This is a genomic window from Paraburkholderia phymatum (genome assembly GCF_038900715.1).
GTDB classification, from domain to species: Bacteria; Pseudomonadota; Gammaproteobacteria; order Burkholderiales; family Burkholderiaceae; genus Paraburkholderia; species Paraburkholderia phymatum_A.
The window spans coordinates 119966-137672 of sequence record NZ_JAYMRZ010000004.1; the positions used below are offsets into that span (position 1 = coordinate 119966).

13 protein-coding genes and 1 pseudogene are annotated in these 17707 nt (G+C 63.7%); 5 read left to right on the top strand and 9 right to left on the bottom strand.

Annotated features, from left to right (window positions below):
* Positions 1-164: 164 nt before the first annotated feature.
* Complete coding sequence (locus VSR68_RS09290; RefSeq protein ID WP_342939551.1) at positions 165-1331, top strand: mandelate racemase/muconate lactonizing enzyme family protein; 1167 nt, start codon at positions 165-167, stop codon at positions 1329-1331.
* 33 nt (positions 1332-1364) lie between these two features.
* Here VSR68_RS09290 and VSR68_RS09295 read toward each other — a convergent pair whose 3' ends face one another.
* A complete protein-coding gene (locus VSR68_RS09295; protein ID WP_342939552.1) occupies positions 1365-2255 on the bottom strand; it encodes an aldo/keto reductase family oxidoreductase in 891 nt (296 codons plus the stop codon).
* 98 nt (positions 2256-2353) lie between these two features.
* On the opposite strand from VSR68_RS09295, the gene VSR68_RS09300 reads away from it, so the two are divergent.
* Complete coding sequence (locus VSR68_RS09300) at positions 2354-3271, top strand: LysR family transcriptional regulator (protein WP_342939553.1); 918 nt, start codon at positions 2354-2356, stop codon at positions 3269-3271.
* Between the two features lie 123 nt (positions 3272-3394).
* Positions 3395-5101, top strand: a complete 1707-nt coding sequence (locus VSR68_RS09305) for a dihydroxyacetone kinase family protein (protein ID WP_342939554.1) — start codon at positions 3395-3397, stop codon at positions 5099-5101.
* Positions 5102-5355: 254 nt separating this feature from the next.
* Here VSR68_RS09305 and kdgD read toward each other — a convergent pair whose 3' ends face one another.
* From kdgD to VSR68_RS09335, 6 genes are all read right to left on the bottom strand, one after another.
* A complete protein-coding gene (gene kdgD / locus VSR68_RS09310; RefSeq protein ID WP_342939555.1) occupies positions 5356-6273 on the bottom strand; it encodes a 5-dehydro-4-deoxyglucarate dehydratase in 918 nt (305 codons plus the stop codon).
* Positions 6274-6425: 152 nt separating this feature from the next.
* Positions 6426-7775: a glucarate dehydratase gene (gene gudD, locus VSR68_RS09315; protein WP_342939556.1), complete on the bottom strand. Its 1350-nt coding sequence runs from the start codon at positions 7773-7775 to the stop codon at positions 6426-6428.
* A gap of 32 nt (positions 7776-7807) precedes the next feature.
* A complete protein-coding gene (locus VSR68_RS09320) occupies positions 7808-8941 on the bottom strand; it encodes a lactonase family protein (protein WP_342939853.1) in 1134 nt (377 codons plus the stop codon).
* 52 nt (positions 8942-8993) lie between these two features.
* Positions 8994-9887: a 2-hydroxy-3-oxopropionate reductase gene (locus VSR68_RS09325; RefSeq protein ID WP_342939557.1), complete on the bottom strand. Its 894-nt coding sequence runs from the start codon at positions 9885-9887 to the stop codon at positions 8994-8996.
* A 39-nt stretch (positions 9888-9926) separates the two neighbouring features.
* Positions 9927-10712, bottom strand: a complete 786-nt coding sequence (gene garL / locus VSR68_RS09330; protein WP_342939558.1) for a 2-dehydro-3-deoxyglucarate aldolase — start codon at positions 10710-10712, stop codon at positions 9927-9929.
* A gap of 412 nt (positions 10713-11124) precedes the next feature.
* Positions 11125-11883, bottom strand: coding sequence for a FadR/GntR family transcriptional regulator (locus VSR68_RS09335; RefSeq protein WP_342939559.1), 759 nt, complete (start codon positions 11881-11883; stop codon positions 11125-11127).
* A 450-nt stretch (positions 11884-12333) separates the two neighbouring features.
* Between VSR68_RS09335 and VSR68_RS09340 the strand changes: the two genes are divergently transcribed.
* A complete protein-coding gene (locus VSR68_RS09340; RefSeq protein WP_342939560.1) occupies positions 12334-13464 on the top strand; it encodes a GGDEF domain-containing protein in 1131 nt (376 codons plus the stop codon).
* A 50-nt stretch (positions 13465-13514) separates the two neighbouring features.
* Here the strand turns inward: VSR68_RS09340 and VSR68_RS42780 are convergent.
* Positions 13515-13843, bottom strand: a pseudogene (locus tag VSR68_RS42780) (YqcI/YcgG family protein); the annotation flags it as partial.
* A gap of 174 nt (positions 13844-14017) precedes the next feature.
* Between VSR68_RS42780 and VSR68_RS09345 the strand changes: the two are divergent.
* Positions 14018-15232: a GGDEF domain-containing protein gene (locus VSR68_RS09345; RefSeq protein ID WP_342939561.1), complete on the top strand. Its 1215-nt coding sequence runs from the start codon at positions 14018-14020 to the stop codon at positions 15230-15232.
* A gap of 211 nt (positions 15233-15443) precedes the next feature.
* Here the strand turns inward: VSR68_RS09345 and VSR68_RS09350 are convergent, their stop codons facing one another.
* A complete protein-coding gene (locus VSR68_RS09350) occupies positions 15444-17237 on the bottom strand; it encodes a hypothetical protein (RefSeq protein WP_342939562.1) in 1794 nt (597 codons plus the stop codon).
* Positions 17238-17707 lie beyond the last annotated feature (470 nt).

Below are 17707 nucleotides of genomic sequence, written 5' to 3' on the forward strand. Positions count from 1 at the left end.
GCCGCTGCAAAGCCTGTCGACAGTCGGCGGCCGAGTGCCGCGGTTGTGGCGGTTTTCACCCAAAGTTAATAAAGAAGTGAGTTTCAGTGAATCATAGCGCGCGGATTCGCGCATAACCTAGCGGCTTCCAACGTTCATCAACGTCAATTGCATTCGCCGTCACTATGAAAATCGTTGAAATCCGCGAGAAGACTTTCCCGATCAGTTCCCCCATTCGCAATGCGTACATCGACTTCAGCAAGATGACGCTGAGCCTCGTCGCCGTCATCACCGACGTGATGCGCGACGGCAAGCCCGTGGTCGGTTACGGCTTCAACTCGAACGGCCGCTATGGGCAGGGCATGCTGATGCGCGAGCGCATCATTGCGCGACTGACGGAAGCGGACCCTGCATCGCTCGTCAACGATGCCGGCGACAATCTCGACCCGCACAAGATCTGGGCGACGATGTTCAAGAACGAGAAGCCGGGCGGACACGGCGAACGCTCGGTGGCGATCGGCACGATCGACATGGCCGTGTGGGACGCCGTCGCGAAGATCGAAGGCAAGCCGCTGTTCCAGTTGCTCGCGGACCGCTATGGCAACGGTCAGCCGAACCGCAAGGTGTTCGTGTACGCGGCGGGCGGTTACTACTATCCGGGCCAGGACCACGAGAAGCTGAAGGACGAGATGCGCAGCTATCTGGACCGCGGCTATACGGTGGTGAAGAAGAAGATCGGCGGGGCGTCGCTCGACGAGGACCTGCGCCGCATCGATTCGATTCTCGGTGTGCTCGGCGATGGCCAGAAGCTCGCCGTCGACGCGAATGGCCGCTTCGATCTCGACACGGCGATCCAGTATGCGAAGGCATTGTCGCAATACGATCTGTTCTGGTACGAAGAAGCGGGCGATCCTCTCGACTTCGAATTGCAGGCCACGCTGCGCAACTACTACGACAAGCCGATGGCGACAGGCGAGAACCTGTTCTCGATGCAGGACGCGCGCAACCTGATCCGCTATGGCGGCATGCGCGCGGACCGCGACTGGCTGCAATTCGACTGCGCGTTGAGCTATGGGCTCGTCGAATATCTGCGCACGCTTGACATGCTGCATCAGCATGGCTGGTCGGCGAGCCGCTGCATTCCGCACGGCGGGCATCAGATGTCGCTGAACATCGCGGCGGGGCTCGGGCTCGGCGGCAACGAGTCGTATCCCGATCTGTTCCAGCCGTTCGGCGGCTTCCCCGATGGCGTGAAAGTCGAGAACGGCTATCTCACGATGCCGGATCTTCCCGGCATCGGCTTCGAAGGCAAGACGGATCTCTACGCGATCATGCAGCAGCTGTCCGCATGAAGTCCGCCTCGTAGACACGCGGCGGCACCACGCTCATTCGTCTCGCTGATTCTCGCTGCGTCGTCCGATCGCATCGAGTTCGGCGAGCGTCGCGTCCGTCAGTTTCAATTCACCGGCCTGCAAGTTCTCGCGCAGATGCGCGACGGACGACGTGCCGGGAATCAACAGGATGTTCGGCGCACGATGCAGCAGCCACGCGAGCGCGACCTGCATCGGCGTCGCGTCGAGTTCGCCTGCGAGGTTCGACAGCGCCGACGACTGAATCGGCGTGAATCCGCCGAGCGGAAAGAATGGCACGTACGCAATGCCTTTGGCCCCGAGTTCGTCGACGAGCGCATCGTCCTCGCGATGAACGAGGTTGTAGTGATTCTGCACGCAGACGATCGCCGCGATGCGCTGGGCTTCGGCAATCTGCGTCGCGGTGACGTTGCTCAGGCCGATGTGCCGCACGAGTCCTTCGCGCTGAAGCTCGGCCAGCGCCACGACCTGCTTTTCGATCGAGCCTTCGCTCGGGCTATGGACGCTCCCCATGATGCGCATGTTGACGACATCGAGTGCTTCGACGCCGAGGTTGCGCAGATTGTCGTGCACGGCGCGGCGGATATCCTCCGGCTCGAACGCGGGAAGCCACGCGCCGTCGTCGCCTCGCACCGCGCCGACTTTCGTGACGATCAGCAGATCGTCGGGATACGGATGCAGCGCTTCGCGGATCAACTGGTTCGTGATGTGCGGCCCGTAGAAATCGCTCGTATCGATGTGATTGACGCCCGACGCGATCGCCTCGCGCAGCACGGCGATGCAGGCGTCGCGGTCCTTCGGCGGCCCGAATACGCCGGGCCCCGCGAGTTGCATCGCGCCATAGCCCATGCGGCGAATCTGGCGGCCGGCAAGCGTGAAGTGATCGGCTGACTTGAACTTCGACATGACGCTCTCCTTGTTGAACGCCGCCAGTTTGATCCGGTTGCGCTGTTGAATAAAGCGACCTAAGGTGTACGGGTTGTTGAAAATTTCGAACAATGGACATGGAACTCAACGATCTCGCCGCCTTCGTCTCGGTCGCGCGTGCCGGCGGCTTTCGCGACGCCGCGCGCATCAGCGGCGTTTCGGCGTCGAGCCTGAGCATCGCCGTTCGCCGGCTCGAAACGAAGCTCGACTTGCGGCTGCTGAACCGGACCACGCGCAGCGTCGCGCCGACGGAAGCGGGGCAGCGCCTGATCGACAAGCTGACGCCGCTCTTCAGCGAAATGGAGGCCGCGCTCGATGTGCTCAACGTTTTCAGGGACAAGCCGACGGGCACCCTCAAGCTGAACGTGCCGTCGAGCGTCGCGCGCATCGTGTTGCCGTCCGTCATCGCGTCGTTTCTCGACGCATACCCTGACATACGCGTGGAAGTCGTGGTCGAGGATGGTTTCGTCGACGTGCTGTCGATCGGCTGCGATGCGGGCATCCGCTACGACGAGCGTCTCGAGCAGGACATGATCGCTGTTCCGATCGGGCCGCGTGTGCAGCGTTTCGCGACGGCCGCGGCGCCGGGCTATCTCGACGCGCACGGCAGGCCCGAGCATCCGCGCGATCTGCTCGCTCACGCGTGCCTGCGCGGCCAGTTCGCGGGCGGCGCGCTGCCGACGTGGGACTTCGAGCGCGACGGCGAAGTGGTGCGGCTCGATCCGTCGGGGCCGCTCGTCGTCAGGCCGGGCGCGGCGATCGACCTTGCAGTCAGCGCGGCGATCGCGGGCATAGGCGTCATCCATCTGTTCGAGGGCATGCTGCGGCCGCATCTCGACAGCGGCGCGCTGGAGCCGATTCTCGAACCTTGGTGGCAGCCGTTTTCAGGGCCGTTTCTGTACTATCCGGGCCGCCGCCATTTGCCCGCGCCGTTGCGCGCATTCGTCGACTTCCTGAAGGCGCAGGATGCACCCGATGCACCTTCGCGCCGCTGACGCTAGAGTTATCCCTTTCGTTATCCCTTTCGACGGATGGACCCGCCCACGCGCACGGCGTTCGCTGCCGATGCGGCTGCTCCATCCGTTCGTCCGCAACCCGATCCGCCGAGGTTCACTGCCATGAAGAAGCTGTTGAACGATCCGTCGCGCGTCGTGCGCGAAATGCTCGAAGGCCTTGCGATGCTCGCGCCCGATACCGCGCTGCTGCATGACGCGAACGTCGTCGTGCAGCGCGGTCTCCCCGCGCCGCACGCGCGGCGCGTCGCGGTCATCTCGGGCGGCGGCAGCGGGCATGAGCCGGCGCACGCGGGCTACGTCGGCGAAGGCATGCTCGCGGCGGCCGTGTGCGGCGAAGTGTTCACGTCGCCGTCGACGGATGCCGTGCTCGCCGCGATCCGCGCGTCGGCGGGACCGAATGGCGCGCTGCTGGTCGTCAAGAACTACACGGGCGACCGTCTCAACTTCGGCCTGGCGGCGGAACTGGCGCGCGCCGAAGGGATTCCCGTCGAAGTCGTCGTCGTCGCGGACGACGTGTCGTTGCGCAACACGGTCGAACGCGGCCGGCGGCGCGGCATCGCGGGGACCGTGTTCGTGCACAAGGTCGCGGGCGCGGCGGCCGCGGCGAGCAGGACGCTCGGCGAAGTCGCGGCGCTCGCGCGCGAAGCGGCGGACGCGATCGGCACGATGGGCGTCGCGCTCGACGGCTGCACGCTGCCCGCGACGCGACAGGCGAGCTTCTCCCTCGCCGACGACGAGATCGAACTCGGCCTCGGCATTCACGGCGAGAAGGGCGTGCGGCGCACGCAGCCGATGCCCGCCGACGAACTGACGGAAACGCTGCTCACGGCCATCGCCGACGATCTGCAACTGGCGCACGGCGAGCGTGTCGTGCTGCTCGTCAACGGACTCGGCGCGACGCCGCCGATGGAACTGGCCGTCGTCGCGCGCGCGGCGATCAACGGACTTCGGCAACGAGGGCTCGTGATCGAGCGCGCGTGGTGCGGCACGTTGCTGTCGGCGCTGAACATGCCGGGCTGCTCGATCTCGGTGATGCGTGTCGACGACGCGCGCCTCGCGCTGCTCGATGCGCCGACCAGCGTCGCCGCGTGGCGGAACACGGGGCGCGTGAACGTCGACGGCGCGGTGGGCGTGACCTTGCATGCGGACGTCGGTGCCGTGACGGGTGAAGCCACGGCGCCGCGTGCCGCGCAACGCTCGACGTTGCAGCACGCGTTCGATGCGGCCGCGCGCGCGTTGATCGACGCCGAAGCGCGCCTCACCGATCTCGATTCGAAAGCAGGCGATGGCGACCTGGGCTCGAGCATGAAACGCGCGGGCGAAGCGGTGCTCGCGTTGCCGGATACGGCGTGGCTTTCGGAAGCTGACGCGCTCGCGGAACTCGCCGTGACGTTGCGCCGCGCGATTGCTGGCAGCTCGGGGCCGTTCTATGCGACGGCCTTGCTGCGCGCGTCGCGCCGTCTCGCGGAAAGCCGCGCGCCTTCGGCCTCCGATTGGGCCGACGCGTTCGATCTCGCCGTCAGCGCAATTGCGGAACTAGGCGGCGCGCAGCCCGGCGAACGCACGATGCTCGATGCGCTGCGGCCCGCGGCCGACGCGTTTTCGGCCGCCGTTCGCAACGGCTGGCCGCTCGCCGATGCGTGGGCCGTCTCCGTCGAGGCCGCGCAGAAAGGCGCGGACGCGACGGCGTCGATGATGCCGCGCGTCGGACGGGCGAGCTATCTCGGCGAGCGCGCCGTCGGCGAACCGGATGGCGGCGCGGTGGCGGCCGTTTGCTGGCTGCGTGCGCTGTCGCCGTTTATTCGCTGATTCGTTGGCTAAGCGCTGCGCAAGCTGATCGACGATCGGCGTCGATATGCGTTGATGCAAGCAGCGCGGCGCGATGGGCAACGGGCCTCGCAGCGAAGCGCTGACGCTTCAATTTCTTTCACGCTCACATGGGGCCGTGCAGATAAGGGTTCGTCAGCCTTGGGACGACAACGACATGAGCCGTTACACGATCGTTGCGTTGCGCGTAAGCCTTCGCGGCGGCGCGCAACGCATCGCATCGCTTCACATGGACGTCACTGAGCGCCGAGCTTCTTGATCAGCGCATCGAGCTGCGCCATTTCGTCTTCCGTCAGATCGGTCAGCGGCGCGCGCACCGGGCCCGCGTCACGGCCGACCAGTTTCGCGCCCGCCTTCACGATGCTGACCGCGTACCCTTGCCGACGATTGCGGATCGCGAGATACGGGAGGAAAAACTCGTCGAGCAGCTTGCCCGTCGTCGCGTGATCGTCGGCGGCGATTGCGCGGTAGAACGCCATCGCCGTCTTCGGAATGAAGTTGAACACGGCCGACGAATAGACGGGGACGCCCAGCGCCTTGTACGCGGCCGCGTAGACTTCGGCCGTCGGCAGGCCGCCGAGGTACGAGAAGCGGTCGCCCATGCGCCGGCGGATCGTCACCATGCTTTCGATGTCGCCCACGCCGTCCTTGAAGCCGATCAGGTTCGGGCACTTGTCCGCGAGACGTTCTAGCGTGTCCGCGCTGAGCTTCGAGTTCGCGCGGTTGTAGACGATAACGCCGATGTTCTTCACCGCGTTGCACACCTGCTCGACGTGCGCGGCGATACCTTCCTGCGGTGCTTCCGTCAGATAGTGCGGCATCAGCAGCACGCCGCTCGCGCCGAGGCGCGCCGCTTCCTGCGCATATTCGATCGCGACGCGCGTCGGGCCGCCCGCGCCCGCGAGGATCGGCACCTTGCCCTTGCAGGTCTCCGTCGCCGTGCGGATGACGTTCGTATAGTCGGACTTCGTCAGCGAGAAGAATTCGCCCGTGCCGCCCGCCGCGAAGAGAGCCGTTGCGCCATACGGCGCGAGCCATTCGAGGCGCGCCGCGTAGGTGTCGGCGCGGAAGTTGCCATTGCTGTCGAAGTCCGTGACGGGGAACGACAGAAGGCCGTCGGAAACGATCGCTTTGAGTTCTTGAGGCGTGGTCATGTTCGCTTTGAATGTCGGTCGATGTGGGGCGGCCTTGCTGGCCGCGTTGTTTCGGCGTTCGGGTTTGATTCGCTGTCAGCGCGCGACAGGCGTGCAATGAACAGGCCATCTGTACGCAATCAGCGCGCAACCAGCACGCAATCAGCCCGACATCAGCGCACGAGGCAGGGGCGCTTGTTGTCGAACTTCCAGTTCGGAATCAGGTACTGCATTGCGATGCCATCGTCGCGCGCGCCCAGTCCGTGCTGCTGATACAGCGCGTGCGCCTGTTCGAGCGCATCGATGTCGAGTTCGATGCCGAGGCCGGGCCTGGCCGGCACCTTCACCTTGCCGCCGACGATCTGCAACGGATTGCGCGTCAGGTACTGGCCGTCCTGCCAGATCCAGTGTGTGTCGATTGCGGTGATCTTGCCAGGCGCGGCGGCCGCGACGTGCGTGAACATCGCAAGCGAAATGTCGAAGTGATTGTTCGAGTGCGAGCCCCATGTGAGGCCCCAGTCGTTGCACATCTGCGCGACGCGCACCGAGCCTTGCATCGTCCAGAAGTGCGGATCGGCGAGCGGAATGTCGACCGATTGCAACTGGATTGCATGGCCCATCTGGCGCCAGTCGGTCGCGATCATGTTGGTGGCCGTCGGCAGGCCCGTCGCGCGGCGGAATTCGGCCATCACTTCGCGGCCCGAATAGCCGTTCTCCGCGCCGCATGGGTCTTCGGCGTAGGCGAGCACATCGTGCTTGTCGCGGCACAGGCGGATCGCTTCTGCCAGCGACCAAGCGCCGTTCGGATCGAGCGTCACGCGCGCATCGGGGAAGCGTTCGGCGAGCGCCGTGACCGCTTCGATTTCGGCGTCGCCGGAAAGCACGCCTCCTTTGAGCTTGAAGTCATTGAAGCCATAGCGCGCCTGCGCCGCTTCCGCGAGGCGAACGACGGCTTCGGGCGTCATCGCTTCTTCGGTGCGCAGGCGTTCCCAGTCGTCGCGGCCTTCGGCGCCGCTTGCATATGGCAGGTCCGTTTTGTTGCGGTCGCCGATATAGAACAGATAGCCGAGCATTTCGACTTCGTCGCGTTGCTGGCCTTCGCCGAGCAGCGCCGCGACGGGCACGCCGAGATGCTGGCCGAGCAGATCGAGCAACGCGGCTTCGAGCGCCGTCACCGCGTGGATGGTCGTGCGCAGATCGAAGGTTTGCAGGCCGCGGCCGCCCGCGTCGCGATCCGCGAATTGCTTGCGTACCTTGTTCAACGCCGCGTGCAGATTGCCGACGGACTGGCCGACGACGAACGGGCGCGCATCGTCGATGGTCTTGCGGATATTCTCGCCGCCCGGCACTTCGCCGACGCCGGTGTTGCCCGCGCTGTCGCGCAGAATGACGACGTTGCGCGTGAAGAACGGGCCATGCGCGCCGCTCAGGTTCATCAGCATGCTGTCGCGGCCGGCGACGGGCACCACGCGCAATTCGGTGACGGTCGGCGCGCCTTGGGTTTGGGATGCGATCGTAGACATGAAAGTCGGTCCTGAGGTTCGGTGCGTGGAGATCAATGAGTGGGTTCAGCAGACGTCGTGCGCGTGGCCGGCTGCGTTTGCGGAACGATTTCGACCCAGTTCGCGCCGCGTCCGCCTTCGCAGCGCGACAGCAGGGCAAGCGCGCCTGAGCCGGCGTCGATCGCATACACGGCGACGTGCGTCGATTGCTCTCCGCACGCGACGAGGAAGCGTCCGCTCGGGTCGATCCGGAAGCCGCGCGGTTGCGTTTCGGTGTCGGTGCAGCCTGCGTATTCGAGCGATCCGTCGTCCGTCACGCGGTAGCCGATCAACCGGCTCGTCGTGCGCTCGGCGACGAAAAGGAAACGTCCGTCGGGTGTGAGCTGAATGTCGGCGGCCCAGACGAGCGTCGATGGATCGACTTGCGCGCCCGCCGTGCCCGAAGCAAGCGGACGCGCGCGACCGTCATGCAGACGAGCGAGCGCCGGCGCACGCGGCGCGATCGAGCGGGCCGTGAGCGCGCCCGTTGCGCTGTCGCGCGCGAACACGGCGACCGTTGCGCGAAACTCGCTCGATACATAGAGCGTTTTGCCATCCGGCGAAAAGCGCAGATGACGCGGACCGAAGCCCAGCTCGACGCGCACCGTCTGCACGAGTTCGAGCCGTGCATCGGCGTCGCGCTCGACGATCGCGTAGCACGACACCGTATCCGAGCCGAGCGACGCGACGTACGCAAAGCGGCCATCCGCGGATGCCACGATCGAATGCGCGTGCTCGATGCCGTCGATCACCTGGAACGGATCGACTTGCGCATTCGCGTGAACATCGGCGGCGCGATAAAGGCTCACCGAATGCTCGCCATACGATGCGCCGAGCAGCCACGCGCCGGACGGTGTCAGCGACAGATAGGCGAGGCTGGATGCAATGGACGTCGTTCGCAGTCGCGTGAGATTGCCCGTGCCTGAATCGACGGCATACGTGACGATGGTCCGCTTCGCTGCGCGCGTTGCGGCGTGGAGCCGGCTGCCGTCGGCGGACAGCGTCATCGGCATGACGGCCTCGCCAGCGGGATGACGCGCGACGCGCTCGATGCGGCCCGTCGATGTGTCGACGCGAAACACGGCAAGATCGCCGTCCGCCGCGTTCGAGACGATCGCGAAGAACGACGCGGAAGTCGGCTCGCTCATCATGTGCGTGCGTTCATTCGACGATCCGGCACGCGCGGTGGACGTGTCGTTATCATTTCTGCTGCTGTCCGATTTCGTGACTGGCGAGATACTCCAGCGCGCGGACCATGCCCGAGTGATCCCATGCGTTACCGCCGTGCGCCGCGCACGCATTGAAAAGTGCCTGACAGGTGGCCGTATTCGGTAGCGACACGCCGAGCGCCTGCGCCGTCGAAAGCGCGAGGTTCAGATCCTTTTGATGCAGCTCGATACGGAAGCCCGGATCGAACGTGCGCTTCGTCATGCGTTCGCCGTGCACTTCGAGAATGCGCGACGAAGCGAAGCCGCCCATCAGCGCCTTGCGCACCTTCTCGGCATCGACGCCCGCTTTCGACGCGAGCAGCAGCGCTTCGCCGATGGCTTCGATCGTCGCCGCGACGATGACCTGATTGGCCACCTTGCAGATCTGGCCCGCGCCCGCTTCGCCGATCAGCGAGACGTTCTTGCCCATCATGTCGAAGAACGGCTTGACGGCATCGAACGCGGCTTGCGAGCCGCCCACCATGATCGTCAGCGACGCGGCCTTCGCGCCGACCTCGCCGCCGGAGACGGGCGCGTCGAGATAGTCGGCGCCTTTTTCGCGCACGCGAGCCGCGAAGTCGCGCGTTGCGATCGGTGAGATCGAACTCATGTCGACGACAATCTGGCCTTGACGCAGCTTGCTTGCCACGCCGCTCTCGCCGAACAGCACGCGTTCGACGTCGGGCGTGTCGGGCACCATGATGAAGACGACATCCGCTTTTTCGGCGACTTCGGCGGGACTGCCGCACGCGAGCACGCCCGCTTGCGTCAGCTCGTCCGGCACGCCGCTGCGCGTGAAGGCGGCGAGCTCGACACCGTTCTTGCGAAGATTGGCCGCCATGGGCTTGCCCATGATGCCGAGTCCGATGAAGCCTGCTTTTTTCATTCGCTACTCCAGATAGTGTGAGGTGAGGGGGCGTTCCGCTCAGTCCGGCATGAAATGCTTTCGGACGTTTAGTGCGGCGTTGCGCAGAAGCCCCATGTCGGCGCAGACGGAAACCAGCGTGCTGCCCATCGCGAGATAGCGTTCTGCGTCCTGCTGCACGGGCGCGAGGATGCCCGAGGCCTTGCCCGCCGCCTTCGCCCGCTCGAACACATGCGCGATGGCCTGCTGGACATCGGCGTGCGCGGGATTGCCGAGATGGCCGTAGGCGGCGGCGAGGTCCGACGGTCCGATGAAGACGCCGTCGATGCCTTCGACAGCCGCGATTTCGTCGATCGCCTCGACGGCAGCGCGGCTCTCGATCTGCACGACGACGCAGATGTTTTCGTTGGCGACGTGCAAGTAGTCGGCCACGGTGCCGTAGCGATTGCCGCGCTGACTGACCGACACGCCGCGAATGCCCTGCGGCGGATAGCGGGTGGCGGCGACCGCGCGGCGCGCATCGTCCGCGCTGTCGACGAACGGAATCAGGAAATTGAAGAAGCCCAGGTCGAGCATGCGCTTGATGATCACGCTGTCGTTGGCGGGCGGCCGAACCACGGGCGCCGAGCGGCTGTCTTTCAACGCCATCAGCTGCGGGATCAGCGTGAGTTCGTCGTTGGGCGCGTGCTCGGCGTCGAGCAGCAGCCAGTCGAAGCCCACGGTGCCCAGCAGTTCGGTCGTGATCGGGCTGGCAAACGACGCCCAGCAGCCGATGAGCCGCTCGCCGTTTCTGACGGCGGCGCGAAAGCTGTTCGGCAGCGGTTGATACGGGGACGGCTGGGTCATCTCTTTCTCCTGTCGGCCAGAGTGGGCGCTTTGGCGCTTGCTCGGCGGGAACATGGTATGTCATAGGACGTCTGAACACAAGATAAGTCGTCAGTTGACCTGGAGAAAGGCTGGTAAACCCTGAATCGGGCTGCAAGGAGTCAACAGGAAGGCTGGAGGGCCGGGGTGCGAGACGGCCTGTGGTGCCTTGTTCGCAACTCTTGTTGTACGATGACCGATGCCGGTCGCTGGACGGAGAAGAGAAAGCGCGTGACGAATAACTTCCGGTACAACCGCTGCTCAGCGTCCGCGCAGCGAGCGGCGGCGGCGCCACGTAAGACGTGGCACCAACGCGCGATCATCAAAATGCGCTGGCAATAAAAAAGCGGCCACGTTGGGCCGCTTTGCTGACGCATGCTCGCGACGGATCAACTCACGTCGTGCGAGTCGCCGCTTCTTCTGCCTGAGCGCTTGCACGGCGCAAGCGTTCGCGGCTGCTCGACAAATGCATGCGCATCGCGGCGCGCGCGCCGTCGGGGTCCTTGCGCGCGATCGCGTCGAGAATGTTTTCGTGTTCGAGATTGACGCGCGCCATATACGCGCTGAGATCGCTTTGCGCGAGCCCCGGCGAATCCACGCGATGCCGCGGAATCAGCGCCGTACCGAGTTGCGTGAGGATGTCGACGAAATAGCGGTTGCCCGTCGCGCTCGCAATCGAAATGTGGAATCGCAAGTCGGCGGCCGTGCTGTCGCCGCCTGCGCGGCTCGCTTCTTCGACGGCGTCGAGCGCCTCGCGTATCTTCGCGATGTCGCGTTCGCTCGCGCGTTGCGCCGCGAGGCCCGCACACTCCGTTTCGAGGCTGATGCGCAATTCCAGCACCGAGAGCACGTCGTTCAGCGTGGTCGCGGGGACCATCTCCAGGCCCAGCGGCTCGCGACGCGGTTCGAGCACGAAGCTGCCGATGCCGTGGCGCGTTTCGATCACGCTATTCGCCTGCAGCCGCGAAATGGCTTCGCGTACCACGGTTCGGCTCACGCCGAGCAACGACATCAGCGTGGTTTCCGTCGGCAGTTGATCGCCGGGCTTGAGCGCGTGCGAGGCAACCTGCTCGTTCACATAAGCGACGACCTGATCAGCAAGACTCCCGCGTGGTCGCCTCGGGGTCGAACCTGGTGCTGCAGACGCGGCCATGAAACGCTCCTCGGGGATTCAGATTTGTCTTTATTATACGTTGTCCTACAACGCGAAAGCGGGGCGTAGTTACGAATTGACCGGCCGTCAAAACGCGAATAGGCACAGGTCGTTATCGCTATTCGTGGCCTCGTCGCGCGTCTCGTCGGACATCGCATTGCAAGCGCGCTCTCTGCGCGCGGTGCGCGTTTTGTTGCAGCAGCAAGCATCCGCAATCCGGCTCGCGCATATTCGAAGCGATGCCCGGAGAACACGCGCGTGAGACCGTCCGCGCCGCGCGGACGTACATGCGGTCTGCGTTCGCCGTGCGGTATATTGCGAGCCTGATCTGCAGCGCACATGAGGCGGGCAAATCCGTCGCCTCGCGGCCCGCGAGCCGGGACGGTTCTCATGTCGCCAGACCGCTATCGGAACCGTATGCCAGCCTTTGATCTTCGCACCGTCATTCTCATGTCGTCAGTCATGCCCGGGCTGATGTCGCTCGTGATGTTTTCGCTGGGCCGCGGTTTTCCGACGAACATTCGCGGCGTCGGGCATTGGGCGTCGGGGGCGCTGATCGTGTCGGTGTCGGCGATCATGCTTGCGCTGCGCGGCGGCATCGCCGACTGGCTTTCGTTTCTCGTCGCCAATGTCGGCATGATCCTCGGCACGGGGCTGTGGATGATCGGCAGCCAGCTGTTTTTCGGGCGCCGTCCGTCGCGGCGCTTCATTGCGTTGCTGCTGCTCGTCGGCGTGATCGCGATGAGCTGGACGACGTGGGTGCAGCCATCCGCATCGGGCCGCACGCTGTGGATGTCGGTGATCCTGACCTTGACCTACGGAACGCATTGCGTCGTGATGCTGCGTTTCGGCCGCGGCAGCAACACGGCGCTCTTCGTCGGCTCGATGCTGCTGGTCCAGGCGGTCGTGACGGCTGCGCGAGTTGCGACGATGTTCATCCCGTCATGGGCGAACGCCGGGCTCTTTTCGGCGGACCTTTTCCAGAAGATTTATCTGACGACGAGCGCGCTGATGTCGCTGACAGTGACGGTCGGCCTGCTGTTCGCGGCGATGGACCGGCTTCGCAATCAGCTCGAGCAGCAATCCTTCATGGACCCGCTGACGGGCCTGCTGAATCGCCGCGCCTTTCTGAGCGCGCATCAGCAGGAACGCGAAAAGACGATGCGCGCGGGCGGGCTTCTTTCGCTGTTGCTGATCGATCTCGATCACTTCAAGCAGGTGAACGACAGGTACGGGCACGCGACGGGCGATCGCATCCTGACCGACTTCGCGCGACGCGTCGCCGACATGCTGCCGGAGCACGGCCACTTTGCGCGCTGGGGCGGCGAGGAATTCGCCGTGCTGCTGCCGCGCGCGCAACCCGATGAGGCGCGAGAACACGCCGAAATCATCCGGCGGCGGGTCGAGCAGAAAGAGGATCAGTCGCTGCCCGGCTACACGTGCAGCATCGGCGTTGCGTGCATGGCCGCTGCCGATGCGACGATCGAGCAACTCGCGCGCGATGCCGACGAAGCGCTGTACGGCGCGAAGCGCGGCGGCCGGAACTGCGTGCGGATCAGCGATCACGTGATCCTGCTTTAGGCGCATCGTCGCAACGAACTTCATGAAAAGCCGGATCTGCGCGGCGCGTGTCAGCGGCTCGCGAACGGGCAGTGTTCTGTAACGAGCGCGTTGTCGTCGGGCAGGCAGTACTGCTTCCACTCACGCGTGGCGGGATTGCCATAAAAGCCGATGTCCGATGCACGGGCATCGCGTCATACGCGACCATTCGCGCATGGATCTGCCGGCGCACTTCGGCGCTGATTGGCTTGCCGGTGGCGACGTCGGTGAACAGCTCGCGCGGCTGGAATAGCAGCAACGTCCCGCTGCCGATCACGCGGCTGCGTCGCTTGCGATAGGTCGGGCTCGTGCCGACGACGAACGTCTTGCGGCGCCGAATGAGAACTCCCACCGATGGGTCATCGGGATCGGATTACGTCGAGTGCTATCTACCCTGAAATGCCGGCGCATCAGTACTTCACTATTAAAACAGGACGCTTGACTATCCATCTTGCTGTCGAAAGATTCGGCGTAAAATCCGGCTTTCACCGCGATGTGGCGGCCTAAAGCCATCACATCGGGCCTCACGTCAGCGATGCATGTGGATCTTATAACCCTTTATTTCCTCGCGATCGGAACCCTTCTCGCCAGTTGCGGGATGACGCTCTGGGAGCATCGCACGCATCCCAGGCGCAGCAGGGAATTGAAAATACTGGCGGCGGGATACGCCACGCTTGCGATCGGCTGTGCGGTGGCGCCGTTGCGCCACAAGCTGCCCGGCGCGACGGGCTCTGCGCTAAGCAACCTGATCATCGTCACCGGCTATCTGCTGGTCCTGCACGGCGTCGCATCGTTGAGCAAGCGGCAATACCGTGCCGGTTCGATCGGCATGCTCGTTTTACTCGCGCTGGCGTGGGCGGTTGGCGGCACGCGCGGGCAAGAAGCGATGTGGAGCTACGTGAGCGCGTTCCCAATTGCGGTGGCTTGCGGCATGACGTCCCGCGAACTGCTGCGTTGCGACGGCATGAAAGGGATGCAATCGCGGCACATCGCTGCGATCGTTTCGGGCGTACATGCATTCCTTTATGCCGTGAGAGCATTTGTGTTGCCCGGCCTGGTGGCGCTGTATGGGCAAGGCGTGCTGCTGGTTGTCGGCAAGATCACGATCTACGAGGGCGTGCTCTATTCGGTTGTTCTGCCGATGACCTTGTTGAGGCTCGTGCGCGACGAAGCTCACGGTCAGCTTCTAAAGGAATCGCAGACGGATTATCTGACCGGTCTTGGCAATCGCAGATGGTTTTTCGAAGAGGGCGCGCGCGTCATCCGCGACGGCGAATCATCCCGGCCCGTTTCTTTGCTTGCGTTCGACCTCGATCAATTCAAGGCGATCAACGATCGATACGGCCACGAGACAGGCGACGAAGTTCTGAAGTCGTTTGGAGAAATCGCCCGCAGCGTATTGGGACGTGACGCGATTCTCGCGCGCATCGGCGGAGAAGAATTTGCGGCATTGCTGCCTCGACACGACAGCGTTCGCGGCAAAGAGGTGGGCGAGGCCATCGTCAGGCGTTTTGCCGACACCATCGCTCACAGGAAGAACGGCGTCGAGATCAGGGCCACGGTCAGCATCGGACTCGCGCAGTCCACAAGCGAAACGCTCACCCTTGCCGATTTGCTCGCAGCCGCCGATCAGGCGTTGTACAGCGCTAAATCGCATGGCGGGAACAGGGTTGAACTGGCGCAGACGGTCGCACGCGTGGGCGCATCCGATGATGATGAAGTTGCGTCTCGCCGCAGAAGTGCTGTTTAACGCGATTTAAACGCGGGAATTGCTAAGCCGTTGCCGTCGGATGGTTTCGGTCATTTCTGCCGGTTGAATGCCAACTTTAGAACATCAGCTTTAGAACATCGGCTTTAGAACATCGGCTTTAGAACACCAAGGTCGGCCGCAATTCAAAACGGCCCGCCAGGTGGCGGGCCGTTGAGACAGCTTCGTCGATGCTCGACCGGTCTGTGCGAGATCAGGTGTCGGCGTTTGCCGAAATGAAGCTCGAAAGTGCCGAGTAGGGCTGACTCACGGGAGTACCGTTGATCATAATGCCGTACGTTGTATTGCCGCTGTCCAGCACGTAGTACATCACAGATTGAATGTTGTGGCTCTTTCTCGACCGGTAGAAGCTCGCCAGCGTCGACGAAATGTAGGACGCGCGGTAAGCCTCGGTTTTCTCCGGACCCGTATTCCATTCGGAGATGATGAACGGCACACCGTATCGGGCCTTGCAGTACGTCGGCAGATCGAAGCCCGGACCTGCACCGTCGACGCCGATGTTGAAGATGTCCCCGTACACTTCGTAGTTGTGCCACGTCGTGACGTCCCAGCGTACTTTCGGATAGCCGCCGCTGCCGTCCGGCTGCATGCCGTCCCACAGCGCATCGGCTGCGCCGACGTCCGCAACGCAGAAGTTGATGCCGCACTTCGCCGACGGTTGAACCGACTTCACGCCGTCGATCATCCCGCGCATCACGCCGCGCATGACGGGCCAATTGGCGTTGTTGAAATCGGAGGCCTTCGTTCCGGCGTACGTGAAGTCCATGACAGTTGCGTCCTGTCGCGTCAGCTCGTTTCCGCATTCATAAAGCGTGACGCCATACGGCTGGAGTGCTTTTGCGATCGTCATCCCGACCGCGAATCCGCGGTTGTATGCGGCGCCTTCGCCGGGAAGCAGCTTGCCGGTTGCGTCATACACGCCCTGGTTGACGAGAACGAAGAGCGTGAGTCCGGCAGCCTGGAAAGCCTGCGCCAGCTTCGTGACGGCATTGATTTGCACCGGGTCGTCCGTACATCCGACGCGATATGACGTGCAGCCCATGCTCTTCATGATCGCGACGAGCTGCGCGGGCGTGTACGTGTAGTCGAAGTGTCCGTTGACGCCGTAAAAGCTTCCAGCCGTCGTCAGCGACGTGGCGAGGCGCGGGTCGTCACACGGCAACCATCTGTCGAGGTCCGCGAGCACATAGAACTGCCCGCCCGTGCCGCGATGCCAGATCTTGCCGCCATACCAGAGCAGAAGCGAAACGTTATACGTGTTGCCGACGGTCGCGCGGTTGCGATAGATGACGCCATTGACGACGGTCCAGATTGCGCCCGTCTTGTCGATGATGTACGAAGCGGAAGGAATGGTCGTGCCGTCAACCGACGTGCCGCCCAGACGCGGATCGTTGCAGGCGGTCCACGTCGTGCCGTTCCATGCATAGAACTGGCCGCCCGTGCCCTGGTGGTACATGCTGCCGCCATACCACAACAGAAGCGAAACGTTGTACGTGTTGCCGACGCCCGATCCGTTTCGATAGATCACGCCGTTGACGACGGTCCACACTGCGCCGGACGTGTCGGTGATTTGCGAGGCCGGCGGAATCGACGTGCCGTCGCTGGATGTGCCGCCGCCGCCCAGGCGCGGATCGCTGCTCGCGAGCCAGGTGGTGCCGTTATACGCGTAGAACTGACCGCCCGTGCCCTGGTGATAAACGGTGCCCCCGTACCACAGCACCAGCGTGACGTTGTAGTTGTTGCCGGCCTTTACGCCGTTCAGATACACGGAACCGCCGGACAGCGTCCACACGGAACCGTTGTTGTCGATGATGTACGACGCGGACGGAATAGTCGTGCCGTTCGCCGATGCAGCGCTTGCGCGGGCCGTCGATTTGGCAACAGGCGAGCTGCCGCTGATGTCTTCACCGCCGCCGCCGCAAGCGGTCAGAATGTAGCTGCCACCAAGGGAAGTTAGGAGTCCGAGAAATTGACGTCGTTTGACCATGGCTAACAAGATCCTCGCCGTGAAACTCACCGGCAGAAGTTGCGTAATTCGTCTGGGAGATGCGAGGAAAAGCGCAGATCGTCCGCTTCAGGGTTTGGAATCCTTGAAGCGCAAACGTTTGACCGACGCGGTGCGTTCCCGTGACAGGTTAAAAGAGCGCGGCAGGTGTCCCTGCCCGCATTACCGCTTTACAGGCAACAAATAAGCAAATGTCACAGACTCGATCAGCAACGAAAACAGCGAATCGGTATTTAATGCCGTCTAATCAGTCCGAACAGCGCAAAGTCTACCGGGTTCTGGCGATCGTGCGTAATATCATAAGAAAAAACAAAGCAATCGCATTGATTTGTCGCATTGGAGAAGCGTTTTGCGCGATGTGCTTTTTGGTAAGAGGGTCTTTGCTGAATCATTTGGAATGCGACCCCTTAGATAAGAATCGGGCAAAATAACCGGCAAGAAGAGCGCGAATT

Excerpts from the sequence above, each read along its gene's own strand:
- VSR68_RS09325 (WP_342939557.1), bottom strand. The coding sequence starts at position 9,887 with ATGAAAAAAGCAGGCTTCATCGGACTCGGCATCATGGGCAAGCCCATG.
- VSR68_RS09335 (WP_342939559.1), bottom strand. The coding sequence starts at position 11,883 with ATGGCCGCGTCTGCAGCACCAGGTTCGACCCCGAGGCGACCACGCGGG.
- gudD (WP_342939556.1), bottom strand. The coding sequence starts at position 7,775 with ATGTCTACGATCGCATCCCAAACCCAAGGCGCGCCGACCGTCACCGAA.
- VSR68_RS09305 (WP_342939554.1), top strand. The coding sequence starts at position 3,395 with ATGAAGAAGCTGTTGAACGATCCGTCGCGCGTCGTGCGCGAAATGCTC.
- VSR68_RS09290 (WP_342939551.1), top strand. The coding sequence starts at position 165 with ATGAAAATCGTTGAAATCCGCGAGAAGACTTTCCCGATCAGTTCCCCC.
- VSR68_RS09320 (WP_342939853.1), bottom strand. The coding sequence starts at position 8,941 with ATGAGCGAGCCGACTTCCGCGTCGTTCTTCGCGATCGTCTCGAACGCG.
- kdgD (WP_342939555.1), bottom strand. The coding sequence starts at position 6,273 with ATGACCACGCCTCAAGAACTCAAAGCGATCGTTTCCGACGGCCTTCTG.
- VSR68_RS09350 (WP_342939562.1), bottom strand. The coding sequence starts at position 17,237 with ATGGTCAAACGACGTCAATTTCTCGGACTCCTAACTTCCCTTGGTGGC.
- VSR68_RS09300 (WP_342939553.1), top strand. The coding sequence starts at position 2,354 with ATGGAACTCAACGATCTCGCCGCCTTCGTCTCGGTCGCGCGTGCCGGC.
- VSR68_RS09295 (WP_342939552.1), bottom strand. The coding sequence starts at position 2,255 with ATGTCGAAGTTCAAGTCAGCCGATCACTTCACGCTTGCCGGCCGCCAG.
- garL (WP_342939558.1), bottom strand. The coding sequence starts at position 10,712 with ATGACCCAGCCGTCCCCGTATCAACCGCTGCCGAACAGCTTTCGCGCC.
- VSR68_RS09340 (WP_342939560.1), top strand. The coding sequence starts at position 12,334 with ATGTCGTCAGTCATGCCCGGGCTGATGTCGCTCGTGATGTTTTCGCTG.
- VSR68_RS09345 (WP_342939561.1), top strand. The coding sequence starts at position 14,018 with ATGCATGTGGATCTTATAACCCTTTATTTCCTCGCGATCGGAACCCTT.